Origin of the sequence: Streptomyces sp. KL116D, from assembly GCF_030766975.1 — a bacterium.
GTDB classification, from domain to species: domain Bacteria; phylum Actinomycetota; class Actinomycetes; order Streptomycetales; family Streptomycetaceae; genus Streptomyces; species Streptomyces longispororuber_A.
On the sequence record NZ_JASERH010000126.1, the window covers coordinates 60,171 to 85,075 of the forward strand.

Annotated in this window: 14 protein-coding genes and 1 tRNA gene; 9 read left to right on the forward strand and 6 right to left on the reverse strand. The window is 72.2% G+C overall.

What is annotated here, in order from left to right:
- Nucleotides 1-17 precede the first annotated feature (17 nt).
- Entirely contained in the window at nt 18-3,695 is a 3,678-nt protein-coding gene (gene cobN / locus RBJ77_RS46390) for a cobaltochelatase subunit CobN (RefSeq protein WP_372350474.1), read from the forward strand.
- Between the two features lie 59 nt (nt 3,696-3,754).
- Here cobN and RBJ77_RS46395 read toward each other — a convergent pair whose 3' ends face one another.
- Complete coding sequence (locus tag RBJ77_RS46395; protein ID WP_372350475.1) at nt 3,755-6,244, reverse strand: polysaccharide lyase family 8 super-sandwich domain-containing protein; 2,490 nt, start codon at nt 6,242-6,244, stop codon at nt 3,755-3,757.
- 77 nt (nt 6,245-6,321) lie between these two features.
- Between RBJ77_RS46395 and RBJ77_RS46400 the strand changes: the two genes are divergently transcribed.
- Nucleotides 6,322-7,014 (forward strand): 2-phosphosulfolactate phosphatase, encoded by a 693-nt coding sequence (locus RBJ77_RS46400; RefSeq protein WP_372350476.1) that lies wholly within the window; start codon nt 6,322-6,324, stop codon nt 7,012-7,014.
- Nucleotides 7,015-7,023: 9 nt separating this feature from the next.
- Here the strand turns inward: RBJ77_RS46400 and RBJ77_RS46405 are convergent, their stop codons facing one another.
- Both RBJ77_RS46405 and RBJ77_RS46410 read right to left on the reverse strand, forming a co-directional pair.
- Nucleotides 7,024-7,404, reverse strand: coding sequence for a VOC family protein (locus RBJ77_RS46405; protein WP_372350477.1), 381 nt, complete (start codon nt 7,402-7,404; stop codon nt 7,024-7,026).
- Nucleotides 7,405-7,543: 139 nt separating this feature from the next.
- Nucleotides 7,544-8,356: a hypothetical protein gene (locus tag RBJ77_RS46410; protein WP_372350478.1), complete on the reverse strand. Its 813-nt coding sequence runs from the start codon at nt 8,354-8,356 to the stop codon at nt 7,544-7,546.
- 131 nt (nt 8,357-8,487) lie between these two features.
- On the opposite strand from RBJ77_RS46410, the gene RBJ77_RS46415 reads away from it, so the two are divergent.
- A complete protein-coding gene (locus RBJ77_RS46415) occupies nt 8,488-10,836 on the forward strand; it encodes a LuxR C-terminal-related transcriptional regulator (protein WP_372350479.1) in 2,349 nt (782 codons plus the stop codon).
- 86 nt (nt 10,837-10,922) lie between these two features.
- On the opposite strand, the gene RBJ77_RS46420 is transcribed toward RBJ77_RS46415, so the two are convergent.
- Nucleotides 10,923-11,507, reverse strand: a complete 585-nt coding sequence (locus RBJ77_RS46420; protein ID WP_372350480.1) for a DUF1062 domain-containing protein — start codon at nt 11,505-11,507, stop codon at nt 10,923-10,925.
- 318 nt (nt 11,508-11,825) lie between these two features.
- On the opposite strand from RBJ77_RS46420, the gene RBJ77_RS46425 reads away from it, so the two are divergent.
- The 4 genes from RBJ77_RS46425 (at nt 11,826) to RBJ77_RS46440 (ending at nt 22,257) form a co-directional block, all read left to right on the forward strand.
- A complete protein-coding gene (locus RBJ77_RS46425) occupies nt 11,826-12,437 on the forward strand; it encodes a hypothetical protein (RefSeq protein ID WP_372350481.1) in 612 nt (203 codons plus the stop codon).
- Nucleotides 12,438-12,570: 133 nt separating this feature from the next.
- Nucleotides 12,571-16,386, forward strand: coding sequence for a GEVED domain-containing protein (locus RBJ77_RS46430; protein ID WP_372350482.1), 3,816 nt, complete (start codon nt 12,571-12,573; stop codon nt 16,384-16,386).
- Between the two features lie 94 nt (nt 16,387-16,480).
- The gene (locus RBJ77_RS46435; protein WP_372350483.1) at nt 16,481-21,580 is read left to right on the forward strand and encodes a DUF5979 domain-containing protein; all 5,100 of its coding nucleotides are present in this window, start codon (nt 16,481-16,483) and stop codon (nt 21,578-21,580) included.
- A gap of 101 nt (nt 21,581-21,681) precedes the next feature.
- Complete coding sequence (locus tag RBJ77_RS46440) at nt 21,682-22,257, forward strand: GNAT family N-acetyltransferase (protein ID WP_372350484.1); 576 nt, start codon at nt 21,682-21,684, stop codon at nt 22,255-22,257.
- 20 nt (nt 22,258-22,277) lie between these two features.
- Here the strand turns inward: RBJ77_RS46440 and RBJ77_RS46445 are convergent.
- Nucleotides 22,278-22,351, reverse strand: a tRNA-Gly gene (locus RBJ77_RS46445).
- Nucleotides 22,352-22,865: 514 nt separating this feature from the next.
- Between RBJ77_RS46445 and dcd the strand changes: the two genes are divergently transcribed.
- Both dcd and RBJ77_RS46455 read left to right on the forward strand, forming a co-directional pair.
- Nucleotides 22,866-23,441, forward strand: a complete 576-nt coding sequence (gene dcd / locus RBJ77_RS46450; RefSeq protein WP_255970835.1) for a dCTP deaminase — start codon at nt 22,866-22,868, stop codon at nt 23,439-23,441.
- An 11-nt stretch (nt 23,442-23,452) separates the two neighbouring features.
- Nucleotides 23,453-23,959, forward strand: a complete 507-nt coding sequence (locus RBJ77_RS46455; protein WP_372350485.1) for a phosphoribosyltransferase — start codon at nt 23,453-23,455, stop codon at nt 23,957-23,959.
- A gap of 75 nt (nt 23,960-24,034) precedes the next feature.
- On the opposite strand, the gene RBJ77_RS46460 is transcribed toward RBJ77_RS46455, so the two are convergent.
- Nucleotides 24,035-24,883 (reverse strand): Yip1 family protein, encoded by an 849-nt coding sequence (locus RBJ77_RS46460; protein WP_372350486.1) that lies wholly within the window; start codon nt 24,881-24,883, stop codon nt 24,035-24,037.
- Nucleotides 24,884-24,905 lie beyond the last annotated feature (22 nt).

The following is a 24,905-nucleotide window of genomic DNA, read 5'->3' on the forward strand; positions in this document are numbered from 1 at the left end:
GGAAGGCCAGACGACGCATGCCCCAGCAGCTTCTGCTCCTGTCGACGTCCGACACCGATCTGCTCAGCGCCCGCGCGGCGAACTCCCTCGCCGGCGCCCCGGTCACGTACCGCTTCGCGAACCCGTCCCGGCTCCCGCTCGACGAGCTGGACGCGCTGCTCGACGGCGTCGAGCTGGTCGTCGTCCGGCTGCTCGGCGGCGTCCGCGCCTGGCAGGACGGCATCGACCGGCTGACCGCCGCCCGCGTCCCGCTCGTCGTGCTCAGCGGTGAACAGGCCCCCGACGCCCAGCTGATGGCGGCCTCCACGGTCCCGGTCGGCATCGCCGCCGAGGCGCACGCCTACCTGGCGCACGGCGGTCCCGCGAACCTGGAGCAGCTGGCCCGGTTCCTCTCCGACACGGTGCTGCTCACCGGCCACGGCTTCGAACCCCCGGCCGCCGCGCCGACCTGGGGCCCGCTGGAGCGCACGCCCGCCGCGGCCGACGGCCCGACGGTCGCCGTGCTCTACTACCGCGCCCACCACATGAGCGGCAACACGGCCTTCGTGCACGCCCTCTGCGACGAGATCGAGCGCGCGGGCGCCCGGCCGCTGCCGCTGTACGTGGCGTCGCTGCGCGCCCCCGAGGCCGAGCTGATCGAGGCGCTGGGCGCCGCCGACGCGATCGTCACGACGGTCCTCGCGGCCGGCGGCACCCGCCCGGCCGAGGCGAGCGCCGGCGGCGACGACGAGTCGTGGGACGCGGGCGCGCTCACCGGGCTCGACGTGCCGATCCTCCAGGCCCTGTGCCTGACGTCCTCCCGCGCGGACTGGGAGGAGAACGACGAGGGCGTCTCCCCGCTGGACGCGGCGAGCCAGATCGCGGTGCCCGAGTTCGACGGCCGCCTCATCACCGTCCCGTTCTCCTTCAAGGAGATCGACGAGGACGGGCTCCCGGCGTACGTCGCCGACACCGAGCGCGCGGCCCGGGTCGCCGGGATCGCCGTGCGGCACGCCCGCCTCCGGCACATCCCGGCCGCCGGCAAGCGGCTGGCGCTCGTGCTGTCCGCGTACCCGACGAAGCACTCCCGGATCGGCAACGCGGTGGGCCTCGACACCCCCGCGTCCGCGGTGGCGCTGCTGCGCCGGCTGATCGAGGAGGGCTATGACTTCGGGCCCGCCGAGGACATCCCCGGCCTCGTCTCCGGCGACGGCGACGAGCTGATCCGCGCCCTCATCGAGGCCGGCGGCCACGACCAGGAGTGGCTGACCGACGAGCAGCTCGCCCGCAACCCCGTCCGCATCCCGGCCGCCGACTACAAGCGCTGGTACGTGACGCTGCCGCAGGAGCTGCGCGACGGCGTCGAACGGCACTGGGGCCCGCCGCCCGGCGAGATGTTCCTCGACCGCAGCCGCAACCCGGAGGGCGACATCGTCCTCGCCGCGCTGCGCCGCGGGAACCTGCTGATCCTCATCCAGCCGCCGCGCGGCTTCGGCGAGAACCCGATCGCGATCTACCACGACCCCGATCTCCCGCCGTCCCACCACTACTTGGCGGCGTACCGCTGGATCGCCGCGGCCGCGGACGACGGCGGGTTCGGCGCCGACGCGATGATCCACCTGGGCAAGCACGGCAACCTGGAGTGGCTGCCCGGCAAGAACGCGGGCCTGTCCGCGGCCTGCGGCCCCGACGCGGCCCTCGGCGACCTGCCGCTCGTCTACCCGTTCCTGGTGAACGACCCGGGCGAGGGCACCCAGGCCAAGCGCCGCGTGCACGCCACGCTCATCGACCACCTGGTGCCGCCGATGGCCCGCGCGGACAGCTACGGCGACATCGCCCGCCTGGAACAGCTCCTCGACGAGCACGCCCAGATCGCGTCCATGGACCCGGCGAAGCTCCCGGCGATCCGCGCCCAGATCTGGACCCTCATCCAGGCCGCGAAGCTCGACCACGACCTGGGCGTCGAGGACCGGCCCGAGGACGAGGGCTTCGACGACTTCATCATGCATCTCGACGGCTGGCTCTGTGAGATCAAGGACGTCCAGATCCGCGACGGCCTGCACGTGCTCGGCGGCGCCCCGCAGGGCGAGGCCCGCGTCAACCTGGTCCTCGCCATCCTGCGTGCCCGGCAGATCTGGGGCGGTACGCAGGCCCTGCCGGGGCTGCGGGAGGCGCTCGGTCTCGACGAGTCGGCGGCGACCCGCACCGAGGCGGACCGGATCGAGCTGGAGGCCCGCGCCCTCGTCGAGGCGATGGAGGCGGCCGGCTGGGACGCGACGGCCGTCCCGGACGTGCTGGCGTCAGTCGTGCCCACGCCCCGGGGCGCTGCCCCGGACCCCGCTCCTCAGTCGCCGCAGGGGCTGGAACCGGTCGCCGCGATCCTCGACTTCGCGGCCCGCGAGGTCGTGCCCCGGCTCGACCGGACCACCGACGAACTCGACCACACCGTAAGGGCGTTGAACGGCCGGTTCGTGCCGGCCGGACCGTCCGGCTCGCCGCTGCGCGGACTGGTGAACGTCCTGCCGACCGGCCGCAACTTCTACTCGGTCGACCCGAAGGCGGTCCCCTCCCGGCTGGCGTGGGAGACGGGCCAGGCGCTCGCCGACTCCCTCGTCGAGCGGTACCGGCAGGACAACGACGGGGCGTACCCGACCTCCGTCGGCCTCTCGCTGTGGGGCACGAGCGCCATGCGCACGGCGGGCGACGACGTCGCGGAGGCGTTCGCGCTGCTCGGCATCCGCCCCGTCTGGGACGACGCGTCGCGCCGGGTGACGGGCCTGGAGCCCATCCCGTACGAGGAGTTGAACCGGCCGCGCATCGACGTGACGCTGCGCATCTCCGGCTTCTTCCGCGACGCGTTCCCGCACACGATCGGCCTCCTCGACGACGCCGTCCGGCTCGCCGCGTCCCTCGACGAGCCCGCCGAGATCAACCACGTGCGCGCCCACACCCAGGCCGACCTCGCCGAGCACGGCGACGAGCGCCGCGCCACGACCCGCATCTTCGGCTCGCGTCCGGGCACGTACGGCGCGGGCCTGCTCCAGCTGATCGACTCCAAGGACTGGCGCACCGACGCCGACCTGGCGGAGGTCTACACGGTGTGGGGCGGCTACGCGTACGGCCGCGGTCTGGAGGGGCGGTCGGCCCGTACCGAGATGGAGACGGCCTACAAGCGCATCGCGGTCGCCGCCAAGAACACGGACACCCGCGAGCACGACATCGCCGACTCCGACGACTACTTCCAGTACCACGGCGGCATGGTGGCCACCGTGCGCGCGCTGCGCGGCACGGCCCCCGAGGCGTACATCGGCGACTCGACCCGTCCCGAGACGGTCCGCACCCGCACGCTGGTCGAGGAGACGAGCCGCGTCTTCCGCGCCCGCGTCGTCAACCCGAAGTGGATCGAGGCGATGCGCCGCCACGGCTACAAGGGCGCCTTCGAACTCGCCGCCACCGTGGACTACTTGTTCGGCTACGACGCGACGACCGGCGTCATCGCCGACTGGATGTACGACAAGCTCACGGAGACGTACGTCCTCGACGAGACGAACCGCCAGTTCCTCTCCGAGGCCAACCCCTGGGCCCTCCACGGCATCGCCGAACGCCTCCTGGAGGCCGAGTCCCGCGGCATGTGGGAGAAGCCGGACCCGCAGGTCCTGGCGGCGCTGCGCCAGGTGTACCTGGAGACCGAGGGGGACCTGGAGGCGGACGAGTAGGGCGCTGAGCTGGGGAAACGTGCCTCGACCTGGAGACGGCCGAGTTCTGAGGCCCCCGGCTACCGCAGGGTCGCCGAGAAGCTCCGGCCGTAGGCGTGGTGCGTGCGGACCGTGAGGCGGGTGCCGCCGGGGACCCGGGTGGCCTGTACCGCGTCGTCGCCCGTGACCTTGCGCAGCGCCGGGCCGTGCAGCACCACGCTCACCTCGTCCCGCCCGGTCGTCGGATCGGACACGGCGACCGTCACCTCCTTGCCCTGCCGCCTGACCAGGACCGACGCGGGGCCCTCGACGGCGAGGCCCGCCGTGTGGTGGGTGCCGGAGGCGAAGGTGTTGAGGGCCGTCAGGCCGAGCGCGCGGTGCCGGACGGCCTGGAGGCGCGGGGTGTTGGTGAGGACCTCGACGGGAGTGGTGGCGCGGACCGCCGCTGAGGTCGCGTTCGGGAGCAGGGCGCAGGCGAACGCGGCGGGGCGGGAGCCCGCCGGCTGCTCGACGGTCAGGGAGAAGACCTGCTTCGTCACCGCCGTGTCGGGGTTCGAGGTGCGCACGACGCGGCGGCTGCGCGTGACCGTGTCGAGGCGGGCCTTCGGGCGCGGTCCGCCGAGGTGGACGTAGCCGACGGCCACGCCGCTCGTCGCGTTCGCCCAGCGCACCCAGTTCTCGCCCTCGGTCACGGTCACCGCGTCGCCCGCCGCCGCGATCCGCGCGTCGAGCGTCGTCGTCACCGCCCGGCCCCCGCCGGGCGCGTCCCCGACGCCGGCCGCCAGCACCACGATCTCGTCGTCCAGCAGGAACCACGACTTCGTCGCCCGCGCGCCGCGGTAGACGACGAAGTCGTCCGGCAGGATCCCGGCCTGCTTGTCGCGCCAGGGCACGTCGTCCGAGGCCACCCAGCCGACCGCGCCGTACGCGTCGAGCACCGCCCCGCCCGAGTGGGCCTGCGTCGCCGTCGGGAAGTAGACGTACGCGTTCTGCGACTCGGACGACGCCGTGAAGTTCAGCGGGTGGGACGGGTTGTCGTAGAAGAGCTTGCCCGCGTACAACTCCGGTACCGTGCCCCGGTGTTCGACCGGCGCGGTGACGCCCGCGAGGCCGTAGGGCGAGACGGTCGTGAAGTAGTCGACGCCGAACGCCTGCGTCTGGTCCTGGCCCGACAGGTAGAGGTGGTGCGCGCCGTCGCCCTGGAACCACGGCATCAGGTTCTCGCCGCTCATGTACTCGTACTTGCTGATCCGCGCCGAGCTGCGGGACAGCGCGAACGCGTAGCCGGGGCGCCGGTGCACGGTGCGGTCCATCGCGTTGAGGGCGGCCGAGCGGGCGGGCGGGTTCAGGTCGGCTGCGGGGACGGTCGTGTCGGCGAGGATGTCCGCGTACCGGACGACGCTCTGCGGGGAGACGAACGACGTCGGGTCGAGCGCGGCCCGCGACGTGCCACGGATGTGCTTCACGTACGCCCTGAGCGCCGTCGACGACTCGCCCTCGGCCAGCGACGCCAGGTCGACGACCGCCTCGACGACCGTCGCCACGTCCGCGTAGCCGGTGCCGGTGCGGGACACCGCGCGGCCCTTCACCGCCTCCATCATCCAGCCCTCGAAGATGAGCGGCGCGAACCCGTCGCGGACCCACCCGAACACCGTCGGCACCAGCTCGCCGCCGTGCGCGAACCCGGTCCCGTCGAGGATCTTCAGCGTCTGCACGACCCGGCTGAGCAGGCCCTTCCCGTACGAGCCCGTGTACGCGACGGAGGCGTGCTGGATGAACGAGCCGTCGGCGTAATAGCCGTCCGTCACCCCGTGGTCCAGGGCGTAGGGGTCGATCGTCGCGAAGACGGTGAGCTGGTCCGTGAGCGCCTTGCGGATCCGGGCCTCGTCCGCGGTGAGGGCGCCCTGGAGGATGCGGTTCGTGGTGATGTCGGCGAGGTTCGCGCCGGTGTGGAACCGCGAGTCGAGGTCGACGTCGCCGTCCTTGCCGTTGCGCAGGTACGCGTCCATGGAGGCCACGTAGGTGCGGACGAGGTCGGCGGGGGCGCGGTCGGCGAGCAGCACCAGCGTCTTGCTGATGTGCTGCGAGAGGCCGATCTCCCAGTAGAACCAGTTGCCGTAGTAGCCGGCGGACTGGTCGCCGTAGTAGTGCTCGTGGAGCCAGGTGAGGGCGTCGACGACCTTGTCCTGGACGGCCGGACTCCCGTACAGATCAGCGGAGACGCCCGATGTCCGGGTGGCCAGGGCTATCTCGTAGACGCGCTGGTACGTCGTGTTGAGGTTCGGGTCGCTGGTGCCCAGCGGCAGCCCGGGGAAGAGCTCGTCGGCGCCGGACGCCGCGTCCAGGGCGGCGAGGTTCGTCCGGGCCGTCTTCTCGATCGCGGCGACCTTGCCCGCCGTCTCCGTACGGGAGTTGGAGTCGGCCGTGCCCGCGAACACGGCGACGGTGTTGGCGAGCAGCCGTTCCACCCCGTCCGCCACCTCGGCGGCGCTCGCCCACCCGGTGGGCACGGTGGCGAGCACTCCGGCGGCGGCCAGCACGCTGAGCAGACGTCTTCGGGTGATGTCCATCCGCCGGAGAATGGCAGAGGGGCGTGGACGCGACAAGGGTGTGGCGTGGGATCACGGCTCCGCCCATCATGATCGCCATGGACACCCGTTTCCTCGGCATCCCCGAGCTCACCGAACTGACCGAAGTCCCCTCCGTGGCCGTCGTGGTGGACGTCATGCGCGCCTATACCGTCGCCGCCTGGGCCTTCGGCCGGGGCGCCGAGAAGATCGTGCTGGCCGGTTCGCTCGACGAGGCCCTCGCCCTCAAGTCCCGGCACCCGGACTGGGTGGCCCTCAAGGACGGCCCACCCGCACCCGGCTTCGACGCCGTCAACTCCCCGGCGCTGCTGCGCTCGGCCGACCTCACCGGCAGGACCGTGGTGCAGAAGACCACGGCGGGCACGGTCGGCGCCCTCGCGGTCCGCGACGCCCGACTGGTGCTGTGCGCGGGCTTCGTGGTGGCGGAGGCGACCGCCCGCCTCCTGCGCGGGCACGGCGCCGACGCGGTCACGTTCGTGGTCACCGGCGAGGACGGCCGCGCCGACGAGGACCTGGCCTGCGCCGAGTACATCGCGCACCGGGCCACCGGAACCCCCACGGACCCGGCCGGCTTCCTGCGCCGCGCCGCCGGCTCCCGCGCCGCGGCCGAACTGACCGAGGGCGTACGCGAGGGATCCCACCCCGACGACGTCCCCCTCTGCCTCGACCTCGACCGCTTCCCCTTCGCGATGACCGCGACCCGGGAGGACGCGCTCATGGTGCTGCGGGCGTGCGCGGTGCCGGCGGACTGACCGGCCCCGTCAGAGCGGGTTGAGGCGGGCCTTCAGGAGGCAGAACTCGTTGCCCTCCGGGTCCTGGAGGACGTGCCACTGCTCCTCGCCGGTCTGGCCGATGTCGGCCGGGCGGGCGCCGAGCTTCAGGAGGCGCTCCAGTTCGGCGTCCTGGTCGCGGTCGGTGGCGTTGACGTCGATGTGCAGGCGGGTCTTGCCGGGCTCCGGCTCGTCCCGGCGGCTGAGGATGATCGTCGGCTGCGCGCCGCCGAAGCCCTCGCGCGGGCCGATCTCGACCATGTCGGCCCCCTCGCGGTCGAGCACCACGAAGTCCAGGACCTCGCACCAGAACCGCGCCAGCACCTCGGGGCTGCGGCAGCCGAGCACGAGTTCACTGATGCGACACGCCATGGACGGGACCTTCTCTCTACGGGGGAACGGGTGACTCGGTCGAGACCGTACCGGGCGGGCCGCGCAGGGGGGAAGGAATTTCGGGGCCGCGCACGGGCCGACCAGCCCTTCCGCCCGGCTCAGGGCCCTTCCAGCCGGCTCAGGAGTTCCACCACGCGGCGCGCACCCGCAGGGAACCCGTGTCGGTGCAGCCGGTGCCGTTGACGATCTCCTCGCGGTCGAGGCTCCAGCCCACGACACCGTTCCCCTTGCGGCCCAGTTCGACGAGCCGCTGCGCGCCCGTCTCCGTGCCGTCCTGCACCTGGCACTCCAGGACCGACGTCCACGCCCGCCCGTCCAGGGACACCCCGACGGCGAGCAGCGGCAGCACGACGACGGTCAGCGCCGCGGCGACCCACTGCTCGGAGCGGGCGGCGCGGCGCAGCCAGCCCGGCGGCTCGTACGCGGGGTCGTGGTGGTGGCCGCGCCGGCCCGCCCGGTACTCGACGACGACGCCCTCGCGCAGCGCGAACGCGGCGAGACCCGTCGCCAGGCCCCACCACCCTCCGTAGCAGCAGGCGGCGATCACGCCGACGGCCAGCGGATTGACCACGGTCAGCGCGATCCGGCGCAGCGTGCGCACGAATCCGTCGCCCCCGGGCACGGCCCCGCGCGCCGCGAACAGCGCGAACACGACCCGGGAGACGACGACGCCGAGGACACAGCCGAGGAGCGGCTCGGTCAGCACCATGCCGAGCAGCACGTCGGGCCAGTTGCCGGGTTCCATCCCGACGAAGACGTCCCGTACGTGGGAGCCGCCGCCGACCGTGTACGCGACCTTCAGGGCGGGCACGGCGAGCGCCAGGGCGAGCAGCACGGTGTGCCCGGGTCCGCCCTTGCGGTCGACCGACCTGGCCTGGTCCCGCTCGCGGTCCTGGTCGCGGTCCAGCTGCTGTTCGTGTCCGGTCGGCATGCGCGTCACGAAAACACGGGGCCGGGCCGCGCCGCCCGAGCAAACGCCCAGCGTACGCGCACCGTCACCCGTTGGAGGGCACCTTCGGGGAAGCACCCCGGGCCCCGGGGGGCCTCGGAAGAATCCGCTCCATGACGTTCGGCATCGTGCGCCGCCGCCCCGGCGAACTCCCCCGTGAACTGACCGGCTTCATCGGCCGCGACATCGAACTGACGCACCTGACACGGGCGTTGGGCACCCAGCGCTGCGTCACCGTGCTCGGCCCCGGCGGCGTCGGCAAGACCCGGCTCGCCCTGCGGGCCGTGGCCACACGTACCGACGCCCCGACGCCGCCGGCCTGTCTCGTCGAACTCTCGGCCCTGCGCGACCCCGACCTGCTCCCGCACACCCTCGCCGCCTGCCTCGGCCTGCCCGAACAGGACACCCGCACCCAACTCGACGTGATCCTCGACCACTTGAGGGAGCAGCCGGCGCTGATCATCCTCGACACCTGCGAGCACCTGGTCGACGCGTGCGCCGAGCTCGTCGACATCCTGCTGCGCGAGACCGACGGCGTCCGGGTCCTCGCCACCAGCCGGCAGCCCCTCGACGTCCCCGGCGAGCACACCTTCCCCGTGTCGCCGCTGGCCGTGGACGACGAGGGAGGCGACGCAGTCACCCTCTTCGAGCAGCGGGCCGCCGCCGTCGTGCCCGGCTTCGAGGTGACCGACGCCAACCGGGACGACGTCGTCCGGCTCTGCCGCCGCCTGGACGGCATCCCGCTCGCCATCGAGCTGGCCACCGTACGGCTGCGCGCCGTCCCGCTGCGCCAGCTCATCGAACGCCTGGAGGACCGCTTCCGGCTGCTGACCGGGGGCCGCCGCACGACGCTCCCGCGCCACCAGACCCTCCGTACGGCGATCGACTGGAGCCACGAGCTGTGCGACGAGCGGGAACGGACGCTGTGGGCGCGGCTGTCCGTCTTCGGTGACGTCTTCGACCTCGCGGCGGCCGAAGAGGTCTGCGGATTCGGCGAGTTGACCCCGGCGGACGTGATGGAGGTGCTGATCGACCTGGTCGACAAGTCCGTCGTCCAGCGGGTCGACGAGGCGGGCGCGGGGCCGGGACCGGGGCCGGACGACGGGGACTTCGCGACCCGCTACCGGATGCTCGACACCATCCGGGAGTACGGCGCCGAGCGGCTCGCCGAGTCCGGCGAGGAGACGGCGGCCCGCGACCGCCACCTCGACCGCTACGTGACGGCCGCCGACGCCTTCGACCGGCACTTCATCGGCGACGACCAGATGCCCCGCTGCCGCGCGCTGCGCCGCGAACACCCGGACATCCGGCTCGCGTTGGAGTACGCGCTCGGCAGCGGTGAGCGGGTGCAGAAGGGGGCCGGTCTGGCGGGCGCCCTGTGGGGGTACTGGCAGATCTCCGGGCTGCTCACGGAGGGCAGGTACTGGCAGCAGAAGGTGGCGGAGGCGTTCCCCGGGAGCACCCCGGAGCGGGCCTGGGCGCTGATCGTCGGCGGGTTCATCACGGTGTTCCAGGGCGACCCGGCGGCGGCGGTGCCCGCCATCAGGGAGGGCATCGACATCGCGGACCGGCTGGGGGAGTCCCTGATCAGGGCCCGCGGCTGGCTGTACCTGCAGTGCGCGTACACGTTCCTGTGCGACTTCGACCGGGCCGAACTCGCCCGCGCCCAGGCCCAGGAACGGCTCTCGGCGATCGGCGACCTGACCGGTCTGGTCTCCCTCGACGTGCAGGCGGGCTACCAGTACCACCTCTCCGGCGACGCCGACCTCGCGCTGGAGCGGACCGTGCAGGGGCTCGCCCGCCTCGGGGCCGGCTCCAAGGAGTGCTGGCTGCGCGGCTTCCTGTACACGGTGGCCGGGCTCGCGCACTTCGCGAAGGGCGACCCGGAGGCGAGCGAGGTGGCGCTGAAGCGCGCGCTGCCGCTCAAGGCGGACCTCGGCGACGCCATCGGCTGCGGCTACGCGGTGGAGGTGCTGGCCTGGGTCGCGTCGGGCAACCACCGGCACGAGCGCGCCGCCTGGCTGTTCGGCGGCTCCGACGCGCTGTGGCAGTCCACCGGCGGCGAGCTGCTGAGCGGTGCGCCGGTCTCGGTGGAGAACCACCGGGCGGGCGCGGAGGCGACGCGGGCCGCGCTCGGCGCCGACGCGTACGAGCGGCTGTGGCAGCAGGGCGCGACGGCCCCCGCCGAGGCCCTCTTCGAGGCGGCGCTCGCGGGCACCGACGAACTCGCCGCCCCGGAACCCGACGTGCCCGGCCAGCGCCGCGCCAACGGCGAGGCGCTCACCAAGCGCGAGCACGAGGTGGCGCGCCTCGCGGCCGACGGCCTGTCCAACCGCGAGATCGCCGAGCGCCTCTTCATCTCCCGCCGCACGGTGGACGCCCACATGGAGCGTGTCCTCGCCAAGCTGGGCATCGGCTCCCGCGGCCGGATCGGGGTGAAGCTGGCGGGCGAGGGACTGTAGGGGAGCACTGTAGGGGAGCAGAGGGGCCTGCCGGGGAGTCGCCCGGCAGGCCCCTGGCAGGTTCGCCGCTTCAGCGCTTCAGCGCCTCAGAGCTTGAGAGTGAAGGTGAAGTCGCCGGAGAGGCGGCCGCGCAGCCGAACCGCCGAGACGAGCTTCCCCGCCTCGACCAGACGCACGACCTCCGCCCCCGACAGCCCGCAGCCGTCGGCGATGAGGCGTACCGGACGGACCGGGATGCGGGCCGCGAAGCGCACCGAGACGTCGATGACATCGATGGCGGCGATGTCGTTGATGTCGGTGATGGCCGCGCGGTCCGGCGGGACCGGTGCGCCGGTGTCGAGACGCCAGGCACCCGTCCAGTCGAGGGCGATGCGATTGCGCCGCAGGACGGCCGGGTCCTGGAGCAACTCGGCGGCCAGTACGGGATCGTTGGCGTGCAGGCGGTCCAGGAGCCCGGGCGGGACGGAGCGGACGTGCGTCCGCTCCAGGAGGGCGATCTTCGCCGTGTCCCCGCAGCCGGCGCATCGCACGAGGAGCCAGGCGTCGAGGAGCTTGTGGTGCGCGTTCACGCGGAACTTTCCGTTCGCCCGGAAGCGGTCGGACGGGCACGCGTGACAGCGGCGGAGCACGGTGGGCAGGCAGGTGGGCATGACCACCCAGCTGGTGAGCACAGGAGGACACCGGTTTCAGTGAGAAGTCCGCAGCAAAAAGGAGCGCGGCGCACAGGCGCGACGCGCGACAGATCAGCTCTCGGGGGGTCTCACACGGTGTACAACGGCACGCCCTTGCCTCGACGAATCGGCCGGGCAGCACGGTAACGGCGCACCGCACCGCCCCTCCACCGCTTTTCGGGCCGCCGCCGGCCCTCGTGCGACGGGCGGGTGAATCGGCCCGGTCCGGCGGCACGCCCACGGGAGCGGGCGGTCGCCCCCGTGCTGGCATGGGCGCCGCCACGCCGCTTCGGCGTGCCCGGAGGAAAGGACCCCCGCGTGCGCACTGTCCTCGCCCTGCCCGCCGCGGCGCTGCTGCTCGGCTGTGCCGCGTACGCCGCCGTGGCCGACGACGGTGACCCGGCGGCGGCCGGGGCGCCCGCCGCACCCCCGATGTCCATCGAGCTCACGGACGGCGTCGACACGGCGGCCGGCGGCGACAAGCTGGGCTACACCGTCACCGTCCACAACCAGAGCGGCGTCCCCCTGAAGGCACTGCGCGTCGAGCAGAAGCTGCCGGCGGGCGCCTCCGGCACCGACGCGTCGGAGGGCGGCAGGACCGGCGCGGGCGGCAAGGTCGTGTGGACGGCCGACGTGAAACCGAACGCCAAGACGACGCTCACCTCCCGTACCCGCCTCGGCACCCCGGCCGACGGCGCGCTGCGGGCCGCGTCCACCGCGTGCGCCTACCTCGGGAACGCGAAGGCGCCGGCGGTGTGCGCGAGCGACCTCGACACGCTCGGGGCGGGGGCGGGAGGACCGCGGGGCGAAACCGTCGCGTCGTCCGGCACGTCGGCCCCGGGGATGCTGGCGGGCGGCGTCACCGCGGCCGGGCTCGCCGGTCTTGGGCTCCTCGTGATCCGGCGGCGCAGGCGGGCCGCCGAGGGCTGAGCGGCCCGGCACCGTGCGGGCCCGCAGCGGGAGAACGTCCGCGTAGGGCCGGACAGGTCAAGTCGATCATGCAATTCTCACGCAACGTGACGCGGTGTCACATTCTGTTCATCTTCAATGTGACCCTGCGTCCATGGACAGCAGCAGACGGACGGCGGCGGTGGTGCTCAGCGCCGCGCTCGCCCTGAGCGGTGCGCTCCCGGCGACGGCCGCCCCGCACTCGCACGGCATCGAGCGGGCCCGGGCGTCGGCGCCCGGGGTGCCGAAGGACCCGGTCCCCGTGTTCACGGAGGACTTCGAGCAGACCGCGGCGCCGGTCCGGCTGACGGGCTACACCGGCGCCGGCCCGCTCGCCGACACGTACACCGCCGACGCCGCCTGGCTGGACAACTGCAACGGCTGGGTCGTCGACAACAGCGCGGCCAGTGCGGACTTCCGGCCGGGCATCACCGACTGCGGCGGCCAGGCCAAGTGGTGGGACTCCTCGCGCAGCCTCGCCGAGGCGCTCGGCACCTTCAACGGCGTGGCGGACCCGGAGCACAACCAGGCGGTGACCGCGTTCACCGCCGCCGACCCGGGCGCGAACAAGGTCGAGTTCGAGACGAGCAGGCCGATCGCGCTCGCCTCCCCGAACCGGTTCATCACCTTCTCCGTCGACTCGGCGGCGATGAACTGCTTCGCCGTGGGCCCCTCGCTGAAGTTCTTCCTGATGGACGGGGCGACCGCGATCCCCGCCTCCGACCGGGGCATCAACCCGTGCACCGATCCGGACGCGCGGACCGTCGGTTCGACGAAGGTCGTGAACCGGGCCGCCGACACCCCGATCCTGTTCGGCGGTGACACCCTCGGCGTCCGGATGGTCAACGCGCAGGGGTCGGGCAGCGGGAACGACGCCGCGTTCGACGACATCCGGGTCCTCGACGTCACCCCCTCCGTCGACAAGGCGTTCGGCCCGGCGGTCGCGCCGGCCGGCGGCACGTCGACGCTGACGTTCACCGTGACCAACACGTCCGACCTGTACGCCAAGCCGGGCTGGTCCTTCACCGACGAGCTGCCCGCGGGCCTGACCGTCGCCGACCCGGCCGCGACCTCGACGACCTGCACGAACGGTGCCGTCGACGCGGACCCGGGCGGCACCGCGGTGCGGCTGCGCGGCGACCTGCGGGCCGGCCAGACGTCGTGCACGCTCAGCGTCGACGTCACCGCGGGCCGGGGCACGTACAGCAACTGCGCGGAGAACGTCACCGACCTCGTCGGCGTGAACCCGCCGGGCTGTGCGAGCGTCGAGTTCCAGGACCCGCGCTACACGATCACCAAGACGTCGTCCCCGGCCGCCGGCGAGCCGATCGTGCCGGGCCAGAAGGTCGACTACACGGTCACCGTGACGAACCCGGGCGACGTGCCCGTGGACGCCGCCGTCACCGACGACCTGACGAAGGTCCTCGACGACGCGACGTACGACGGGGACGCGACCGCCGGCGCGGGCACCGTCAACTACACCGAGCCCGAGCTGAGTTGGTCCCACACCCTGGCCCCCGGCGCGAGCGCGACCCTCACGTACTCCGTCACGGTGCACGATCCGCCGGACGGCGACGGGCTGCTGACCAACGCCGTCACCGGCACCGGCCGGTCGAACTGCGCCGACGGGACCGAGCCCGGCTGCACCACCACCGTCGGCGTCGCCGGCCTGGACATCAGGAAGACCTCCGACGCGACCGGTGCCGTGAAGCCGGGCGACAAGGTCACCTACACGGTCACCGTCGCCAACACCGGCAAGGGCGCCTACAAGGGGGCCACGTTCACCGACGACCTGACCGGCGTGCTCGACGACGCCACGTACGGCGCGGACGCGAAGGCCACCTCCGGGACCGTCTCGTACACGGCGCCCGAGGTCGGCTGGACCGGTGACGTGCCCGCGGGCGGCACCGTCACCGTCACCTACTCGGTCACGGCCTTCACCGACCCGGCGGCGTTCGGCGACCGCACCCTCGGCAACGCCGTCGTCTCCGACTCGCCCGGCACCGACTGCCCGGCGGGCTCGGCCGACCCGAAGTGCTCCACCACGCACGACGTGCCCACGCTCACCCTCGCCAAGACCACCGACACCTCCCGGCCGCTCCCCGGCGACACCGTCACCTACACGGTGACCCTCACCAACGACAGCGCCACCGCCCCCTACGAGGACGCCGCGTTCACCGACGACCTGACGAAGGTCCTCGACGACGCGACGTACGACGGGGACGCCACCGCCGACTCGGGGACCGTCGCCTACACGTCGCCCAGGCTGAGCTGGCGCGGTGACGTGCCCGCGGCCGGCACCGTCACCCTCACCTACTCGGTCACCGTCGGCGACCCGCCGCCCGGCGACAAGCTGCTCACCAACGCGGTCAGCGGCGACGTGCCCGGCACCAACTGCCCCGAGGGCAGCAAGGATCCGGCCTGTACGACGACCACCCCGCTGCCCTCCCTGAAGATCAGGAAGACGGCGACGCCGGACGACCCCCGGCCCGGCGACACCATCACCTACACCGTGACGGTCACGGACGACGGCGAGGCCGCCTACCCCGGCGCCACGTTCACCGACGACCTGACCGATGTCCTCGACGACGCCGCCTACAACGAGGACGCGGCGGCCACCACCGGCGCCGTCGCCTACACCGCACCCCGGCTGACCTGGACCGGCGACCTCGCCACGGGCGCCTCCGCCACCGTCACCTACACCGTCGCCGTGGGTCCGCCCGGCGCCGGGGACGGTGAGTTCATCAACGGCGTGGTCGGCGGCCCGGGCTCCAACTGCCCGCCGGGAAGCGCCGATCCGGACTGCCGGACCGTCCTGCCCGCCCCCGACTACGACTTCGGTGACGCCCCCGACTCCTACCGCACCACCCTCGCCGAGAACGGGCCCCGCCACGAGATCGTCGACGGGCTCCGCCTGGGCGGGGCAGTGGAGGAGGACACCAACGGCGCGCCGCACGGCGACGCCGACGGCGACAGGGACGAGGAGGCCGTCACCGCCCGCGTCCTGTACACCCACGACGACACAGCCTCCGCGGCCGTCACCGTCGTCAACACCACCGGCAGGGACGCCGTCCTCGCGGGCTGGCTCGACCGGGACCAGAACGGCACGTTCGACCGCACCGAACTGGTCACGGCCACCGTCCCCGACGGCGGCACCGGCGCCACCCTCACCTGGACGGGCCTCCGGGACATCAAGCCCGGCCGGACCTTCCTGCGGCTGCGCCTGTACGGCGACAGCAGCCTGGAGCGGGCTCCGCGCGCTCCCGTGGCCGCCCCGTCGCCCACCGGCTTCGGCGGGCCGGGCGAGGTCGAGGACCACCTGGTCGCCGTCGAGGCCGCCCATCTGGTGATCGCCAAGTCCGCGTCCGCGTCCGCGCCCGGGCCGGGCGACCGGGTGACCTACACCGTCACCGTCACCAGCAGCGCACCGGAGGAGTACGCGGGGGCGAGCTTCACGGACGACCTGACGAAGGTCCTCGACGACGCGGCGTACGAGGGCGACGCACGGGCCACCACCGGCACCGTCACGTACCGCGAGCCGAGACTGAGCTGGCAGGGCACCGTCCCCGCGGGCGGCACCGTGCACGTCACCTACTCGGTGACCGTCCACGACCCGGTCCGCGGCGACCGCGTCCTGACCAACGCGGTCACCGGCCCCGAGGGCTCCAACTGCGCCGCGGGCAGCGCCGGTCCGGGCTGCTCGACGACCGCCGACGTGCCGCCCCCGGCCGCTGCGAGGCCGCCGGCCGGTCCGAAGCCCCCGGCTCCGCCGGCCGCCCCGGGCCGGCCGCACGCGCAGCTCCCGGACACCGGCGCGCCGGGCGGCGGACTGCGGTGGGGGCTGTCGGCCGCGATGCTGGTCGCCGTCGGAGCCCTGCTGGTGATCGTCTCGCGCAGGCCGCGCAGTGGGCCGAACGAGTCAACCATGTGACAGATCATCAGCTTTTCGGCGCGGGCCGCCCTCTGGGCGGTCCTTCGCCTTTTACCGTCACCGGAACTTCGTACTCCGTAGATGAAGGACTGGTATGTCCAGACATGGGTTCCCTCTCGCCCGGTGGCCGCTGGCCGTCGCGGCGGCGCTGAGCCTGCTGTTCGGCTCTCAGGCCGCGGCGGTCCCGCTCGCCCCCGGGGCGGACGACCCGCGCAGCACGGTCGGCATCACCAAGACGAACAACACCGGTGGGGACCCCCTGGAGCCCGGGGACGACTTCATCTACACGATCAACGGGCAGTGCTCGGGCCTGACGGTCGACTGCGTGGACTTCACCGTCACCGACACGCTGCCCGCCGGGTTCGACGTGACGAGCCTGCCGCAGTCCACCACCTCTCGCGACGTCACGTACGACGAGGCGACGCGGCAGCTGACGGTCGTCTACAAGCAGGACCTGCAGAACCCGGCCGGCAAGACCGGACTGCGGGCCGGGCAGGCCGGCGCCGTCGAGATCGGCATGCGGGTACCGGCCGACACCGACCTCGACGACGGCGCCGTCGTGACGAACACCGCCGAGGTGAGCGCCGACAACGCCGACCCGAAGACCTCCGACACCGACGTCACCGTCACCATCCCGCGCGTGGTCAAGCCGGTGGCGACCAAGACGTGGAAGGACGGCTCCGCGGTCGCGGGCAGCGGCGAGACGTCCACCATCACGCTCGACGTGCGCAACAACTCCTCGTCGTCGGCGAACGTCACCGAGCTGTCGGTCTCCGACACCACTGGCGACACCTTCGAGTACTTCGACTACCGCTACGCCACCGTCACCGCGTTCCCCAAGGGCGCCGACCAGGCCCACATCGTCGTCACGACGGCCGACGGCGCCACGCACACCGGGGCCACCATCACGGAGCCCGGCCGGCTGCCGCTGCCGGACGGCGTCGAGCCCGGGCAGGTCACCGGCTTCGAGGTCGTCTTCACCAACAGCAACGGCGACCCGCTGCCGTACGACGAGAACGGCGGCACCGTCGAGGTCACGATGAAGCTGCGGGACACCAAGCGTTCCGACGGCTCGCCGCTGCGCCCCACCGACAAGATCACGGTGAACAACTGCGCGGTCCCGGCCGCCAAGGAGACCACCGACGGCGACGTGAACGGGACGCAGGTCTGTGCCCCGTACGACATCCTGCCGGACATCCTGGTGCTCCAGCCGACCAAGCGGTTCTACCCGGACACCGACGGCAACTTCAGCCAGGACACCGGCGAGCACGCGGTGCTCGGGGAGAACTCGCCGGTCAGTGCCGAGGTCGACGTGAAGAACGCGTCGCCGTTCCCGGTGAAGACGATCACCATCACGGAGCCGTCGGCGGACACCACGAACGAGTTCGACAAGATCGACGTCGACAAGGTCCGGCTGCGCTTCCCCGAAGGGGCCACGACGGCGCACCTGACGGTGACGTACGCGGACGGCTCCACGTTCGAGCAGGACTACACGGCGAACCAGACGGTCGACGTGGCGAAGGCCGGGACCACCGTCACCAAGGTCGAGGTGACCTACACGGGCGTGGACGCGGACGGCAACCCGACCATCGCGGAGGGCGCCACCGCCGGCCTCGACGTGCACGGCACGCTGACCGACGCGGTCACCGCCGATGACCTGCCCTCGGGCAGCAGCCCCGGCGTCGACAACTGCGCCTCCTACACCGGGGACGCGGGCCGCACCGACGGCAGCGGCACCGCGTCCGGCGACGCCTGCAAGACGCTGCCGATCGAGGCGCCGAACACCTCGGGCAGCGGCACCAAGGACTCCTCGCAGAACGACATCCCGGCCGACCAGCCGATCACGATGAACCTGAAGGTGACCAACAACGGCAACAAGCCGCTGGTCTCCCCGGTCGTCACCGACCCGTCGGCGGGCCCGGACGGCTCCCCGGCCTCCACCTCGCCGTTCGACGTCCTGCAGATCACGTCGGTCACCGTCAGCCCGTCCGACGCCCCGGTGAAGCTGGAGCTGTGGGACCCGACGGCCGGCGGCGGCAGCGGCGCCTGGGTCGCGTACGACGCGGACGACGCCGCGCTGCTGGAGCGGGCCACCGGCGTGCGCGGCAGCTACGACGGCGAGATGAAGCCGCAGTCCACGTTCACCGTGACCATCGTCGCCGAGCGTCGCCCCGGCGTGCCCGACGGCACCACGCTGCAGAACTGCTACTCGATCGACGCGGGCGGCGACTACACGCCCGGCTCCCCGGTCTGCGGTCCCTCCATGGACACCGCGCCCGCGTCCGACTCCGCGTCGCTCAACAAGTCGATCAGCCCGGGCACCCTGCCCGAGTACGTGCCCGGACTGCCGCGCCAGCACGCCGACATGCGGCTCACCGTCGCCAACACCGGCAACATGTCGGCGAAGTACCTGAAGATGACCGACCGCGACGAGGACTTCTTCGACGCCGTCGACCTCGTCTCCATCAAGTCGAACCAGATGCCGGCCGGCGCCAACCGCGTACAGATCGACGCGTACGTCAACGGCGCCTGGGTGAACGGCACTCCGGCCTCGTCGGCGGCCCTGCCGTCCGGCGTGGACGCCGCCGACGTGACCGGCATCCGCGCCACCTACAGCTCCACCAGCACCAGCAACGACGGCTACGTCATCAAGCCCGAGTGCGCGGGCCAGAGCTGCTCCGGCATCCTCCTCCTCGACATCAGCCCCCGGGAGAAGCTGCGCTCCACCGGCGGGCCCGTCCCCACCCACCTGGAGGACACGGTCAGCGGCGAGTTCCTCACCAAGCTGGAGTCCGAGGACAGCCCCAAGGCCATCGACCCGGTCGACGCGACCCTCGACCTGGTCAAGGGCGACCCGGTCCTGGACGTCAGCAAGACGCCCGACACCGTGCTCGCTCCCGGCGAGGACGCGCCCTTCTACCTGAAGGTCACCAACACCGGCACGGCGAACGTCCCCGACCTCGTCGTCAAGGACGCGCTGCCGCCCGGCATCGCCTTCGTCGACACCTTCAAGGGCGACGACGGACAGCCGTACAAGATCATCGACGCGAAGGTGCCCGACGGCACCCCGGCCGTCCCCACCCCGGTGTTCGACAAGACGTCGGACGGCGACCGGATCTCCGGACTCACCTGGGACTTCTCCAAGGACGACGACGGCAAGGCGTGGATGTTCGCGCCCGGCGCGACCTTCACCATCGAGATCCACGTGCGGCTGGAGGCCGGCATCAAGGCCGGTGACGTCGTCACCAACACGATGGGCGCCACCTCCTCCGACCCGGACCTGGCCTGCGACGGCACGTCGCAGCGCGACGGGGACTTCGGCAGCGGCCTGTACTGCGTCGCCGACGCCACGCTCACCGCCAAGTCCGGCGCCGCGTTCCAGGCCCGCAAGTGGGTCTCCGGCAACGACGCACTCGGCTGGTACAACACGCTCTCCAAGGAGACGGTCCCGGTCGGCGACTCCTCCTGCCTGCTGACCACGGACGCCACCGGCCGCCGCTACACGGCCAACCCGTGCATCGCCCTGGTCAACCCGGGCGACCGCTACCACTACCTGCTGCGGGTGCAGAACGCCGGCACCGAGGCCGGCACCGACATGAGGATCATCGACCGGTTCCCGACCCAGGGCGACAAGGGCGTCATCATCGACCAGCAGCGCGGCACCGCCTGGGACGACGACCCGGCCCTGGCCACGCGGCCGAGCCTGAACGGGCCCGGCACGATGAACGTCAGCTACGAGAACGACGAACCGCTGTGCACCGACGACCTGGACATGGGCGGCGGCAACGGGTCGAGCGCGCCCACCTGCCCGAGCACCGTGTGGGACGACGGCTTCAGCAGGAACGCCGCGGGCGCCAACATGGACCTCGACTTCGACCCGCCGCTGGCGCCGGGCGGCAAGGTCGACATCACGTACGCGATGGACACCCCGCTGAAGGTCACCAAGAACGGTGACCCGACCATCGCCTGGAACTCCTACGCCCACAACGAGACCACGGACCGCGGCGGCGCCACCGCCACCGACGGCAAGCGGGCCGTGCCCTCGGCCAACCCGCGCGTGCTCCAGGCGAACGAGCCGATCCAGGTCGGCGTCGCCCTCGCCTACGGCGACCTGAAGCTGGTCAAGCATCTGGGCGCCCACCCCGACCAGTTGGACGGCGTCCTGAAGCGGGAGCGCTTCCCGTTCCACGTCACCTGCGTCATCCACCCGCAGGGCAGGGCCGACCAGACCGTCATCGACCAGACCTACCGGGTCTCCGTCGACAAGCCGGTCACCGTCACCGGCATCCCGGCCGGCGCCGACTGCCAGGTGTGGGAGGAGGCGGCCCGCGGCGGCACCTCCGACCACCCGCAGAGCAACCCGGTCGAGATCACCATCGAGCCGGGCCTCGGCACCACGTCGGTGCAGACGGCCCGCATCACGAACGCCTTCGAGTTCGGCGCGCTCCAGCTGATCAAGTCGGTCGACGGCGACGCCGCGCAGTACGCGGACGGCCGCACCTACAAGGTCGACGTCTCCTGCGCCCTGCCGAACGCCGCCGGCGGTGCCTCCGACCTCGTGCTCCACAAGTCGTACGAGGTGGGGGCGGACGAGCCGGTCACCATCAGGCCGCTGCCGGTCAACTCCCGTTGCTGGGCGGAGGAGGTGGACACGGGCGGCGCGGAGAAGGCGGTCGTCGACCACGGTTCGGCCGACGACCCGGTCGTCATCTCGGCGGACGGCAGCGCGGCCATCACGGTGACCAACACCTTCCCGGCGGCCGAGATCACCGTCACCAAGCACGTGGTGAACGGCGGCGCGGGCCCGTACGACTTCGCACTGGCCTGCACCACGGACCAGGGCGCGGTCCCGCTGGCACCGGCCGACCGGTCCTTCTCCCTCAAGGACGGCGAGAGCCGCACGATCAGCGTCCCGAAGGGCGCCACGTGCACGGTGACCGAGCGGGACGTGCCCACCGGTGACACGGTGACGTACCGGGCGTCGGACGGCGGCGACGACGGCGAGGTCTTGGTCGACGGCGCGACGAAGGTCGACGTCACCAACACCTTCGACAAGGCGCCGGTCACCCCCGACGGCCACGACAAGGGCGAACTGGCCGACACCGGTTCGCGGGACTGGACGCTGCTCGGCATCCTGCTCGCGGTGCTGGCCCTGGCGACCGGACTCGTCGTGGTCCGCAGGAGGACGGCGTGACGGCCTGACGGCATAACGACGGCGTGACGAAGCCCCGGGTCTCCGGCCCGGGGCTTCGTCATGCCCCTAGAGTCCGCCGCGAAGAAGGAGAGGGAGAAGCCATGACACCCACCGCGGGCACCATCACAGTGGAGGCCATGGACGGCCCGGCCGCGGCCCGGGCGGCGGCCGCGTTCCGGCTGGTCTACGCGGACGTCTTCGCCCGGCCGCCGTACGACGAGACCCCCGACGACGTCACCACGGCCTTCGAGCGCTTCGCCGCGCAGACCGCCCGCCCCCTGTTCCGCGCCGCCCTGGCCCGCACCGCGGACGGCGACCCGGTCGGCATGGCGTACGGCCACGCGGTGCCGCCCGACACCCGCTGGTGGGACGAACTGACCGAACCGGCCCCCGCCGCCCTGCGCCGCGAGGACGGCCGCCGCACCTTCGGCCTCATGGAGTTCGGCGTCCGCGCCCCGTGGCGCGGCCGCGGCATCGCCCGCCGCCTCCACGACACGCTCACCGCGGGCATCACGACGGACCGCATCCTCCTGAACGTCCACCAGTCCGCCACGCCGGCCTCGTCCGCCTACCGCTCCTGGGGCTACCGGAGAATCGGCGAGTCCCGCCCGGGGGCCGGCCTGGTCGGCTATGACGTGATGCTGCTCGACCTGCACCAAAAAGGGCCCGGTCGATGACCTGGGCCCTGAGGTTGCTGTGGAGCGGGTGACGAGAATCGAACTCGCGCTCTAAGCTTGGGAAGCTTATGTTCTACCATTAAACTACACCCGCGTAGTACGGCCGTTTGAGCGGCTTCGTACTGCCGGACACTGTACCCCATGCCGGACCCCGGGCGCTTCTGCCCCGGGGTCCGGCTGCGTTCCGTGGGCGTGGATGTGACTGCGGGTGAAGGGAGTTGGGGCGTACGGTGGGGGGACCGCGAGAGGGTTGTCCAGGGTCGGGGAGTCGCCTGGATCGGCGTCCCTTTCATCCCGTAATGTGACCCCTCGTCGTCGGTCAGGAAACTGGCCCAAATGGCTCGTGGGGAAGGGACTCCGGGACTTGATGGACTCGTTGGAGCGCACTGTCGTCCGTTGTGCCGAAGGGCACGTGTTCAGCACCAATTCGTTCCCGATGCAGCAGGCCGACCGCCTCGGTCCCAGCCGGCTCATCAGGTGTCCGCGGTGCGCGCGGCTGCGTCATGCGGTTCCTGTGGGACCCGACAAGCGGTAACCAGCAGCAACGGCTCTCAGCGCGCGGGCCCGCCGATTGTGGCGGGCCCGCGCGCTCTGCGTATCCTCGGTGCGTGCTTCTCTCAGACAAGGACATCCGGGCCGAGATCGACGCCGGGCGGGTCCGGATCGATCCCTATGACGAATCCATGGTTCAGCCGTCGAGCATCGATGTGCGGCTCGACCGCTACTTCCGGGTGTTCGAGAACCACAAGTACCCGCACATCGACCCGAGCGTCGAGCAGAGCGATCTGACGCGGCTGGTGGAGCCGGAGGGCGACGAGCCCTTCATCCTGCACCCCGGCGAGTTCGTGCTCGCGTCGACGTACGAGGTCATCAGCCTTCCCGAGGACATCGCCTCGCGCCTGGAGGGCAAGAGCTCGCTGGGCCGCCTCGGCCTCGTCACGCACTCCACGGCCGGGTTCATCGACCCGGGCTTCAGCGGCCACGTGACGCTCGAACTGTCGAACCTCGCGACGCTCCCCATCAAGCTGTGGCCGGGCATGAAGATCGGTCAGCTGTGCATGTTCCGGCTGTCGTCGCCCGCCGAGCACCCCTACGGCAGCGAGCGCTACGGCTCCCGCTACCAGGGCCAGCGCGGACCGACCGCCTCCCGTTCCTTCCTCAACTTCCATCGGACCCAGGTGTGAGCAGCAGCGACATGAGTGACGTCAGCCCCGTGCGCGAGAACCTCACGTACGAGAAGTTCGGGGTCGCGGTGCGCGAGCTCGCCCAGACCATCGCCGACGACGGCTACGAGCCGGACATCGTGCTCAGCATCGCCCGCGGCGGTGTCTTCGTGGCCGGCGGCCTGGCGTACGCGCTGGACTGCAAGAACATCCACCTGGTGAACGTGGAGTTCTACACCGGCGTCGGGACCACCCTGGAGATGCCGGTCATGCTGGCGCCCGTCCCCAACGCCATCGACTTCAGCGACAAGAAGGTGCTGATCACCGATGACGTCGCCGACACCGGCAAGACGCTGAAGCTGGTGCACGACTTCTGCCTCGACACCGTGGCCGAGGTCCGGTCCGCCGTGGTCTATGAGAAGTCCCACTCGCTCGTGAAGTGCGAGTACGTGTGGAAGCGGACCGACGACTGGATCAACTTCCCGTGGAGCGTGGAGCCCCCCGTGGTGAAGCGCAGCGGTCAGGTGCTCGACGCCTGAGGAACCCGAGGATGTGAAGAAGGGGGCCCCTCGGGGCCCCCTTTCGCGTGCTCGTTCCGTCCGCGCGCGGACCTGCTAGAACGTGCCCAGCTTGATGATCGACAGCAGGGCGATCAGCTGGATCGCGCTCGCCGCGAGCGCCTTCGGCCAGGGCAGGTCGTGGGACTTCGACACCATCGTGGTGAGCAGCGCGCCGGCCGCCAGCCAGGTCGCCCAGCCCAGGAGCTGCACGAACATCTCGTCGCCGCCGAGGAACATGCCGACGACCAGGCGGGGCGTGTCCGTGAGAGACGCGATCAGCATCGAGAGCCCGACCGTGGGCTGCCAGGCGCCGTCGCCGCCGAGCTGGCGGGCCAGGGTGTGGGTGACGATGCCGAGGATGAAGAAGCTGAGCGTGACCGCGACGCCGGTGGTCAGGACGTACGGGATCGCGGAGGAGAGCGTGGCGTTGATCACGTCCTCGCGGGCGCCGTCGAAGCCGAAGATCGCCAGCAGTCCGTAGAGGAACGTCACGATGAGGGCCGGCGCCCACATCGCGTAGTCCCGCATCTGGAGGTACGTGGCCGCCGGGCGCAGGACGACGCCGCTCAGCAGCTCCTTCCAGTGCAGCCGGGGGCCGATGGGGCCAGCCGGGGTCGAGCCCGCCTGGTAGGTGGCGCCCTGGTTGTAGGGGTCGTCGTTCACCGAGAACGCCTGCGTGTGGCCCGGGTTGTTCGCCGCGTACGGGTCGTAGCCACCGCCCTGGACCTGGCCCTGGCCTTGGCCCTGGTGGTTCCCGAAGTACTCCGGCTCGCCGTGCCCACCGCCCCCGTGGTGCCCGCCGCCCGCCTGGGGCCACTGCTGCTGCCCGTAGTACGGCGGGTGCGGTTGCCCCTGCGGCGCTTCGCGGTTGTCCCGGCCGCGTCCGTTCCTGAATCCAGCCACGTACTCGAACGTACCTGGTTTT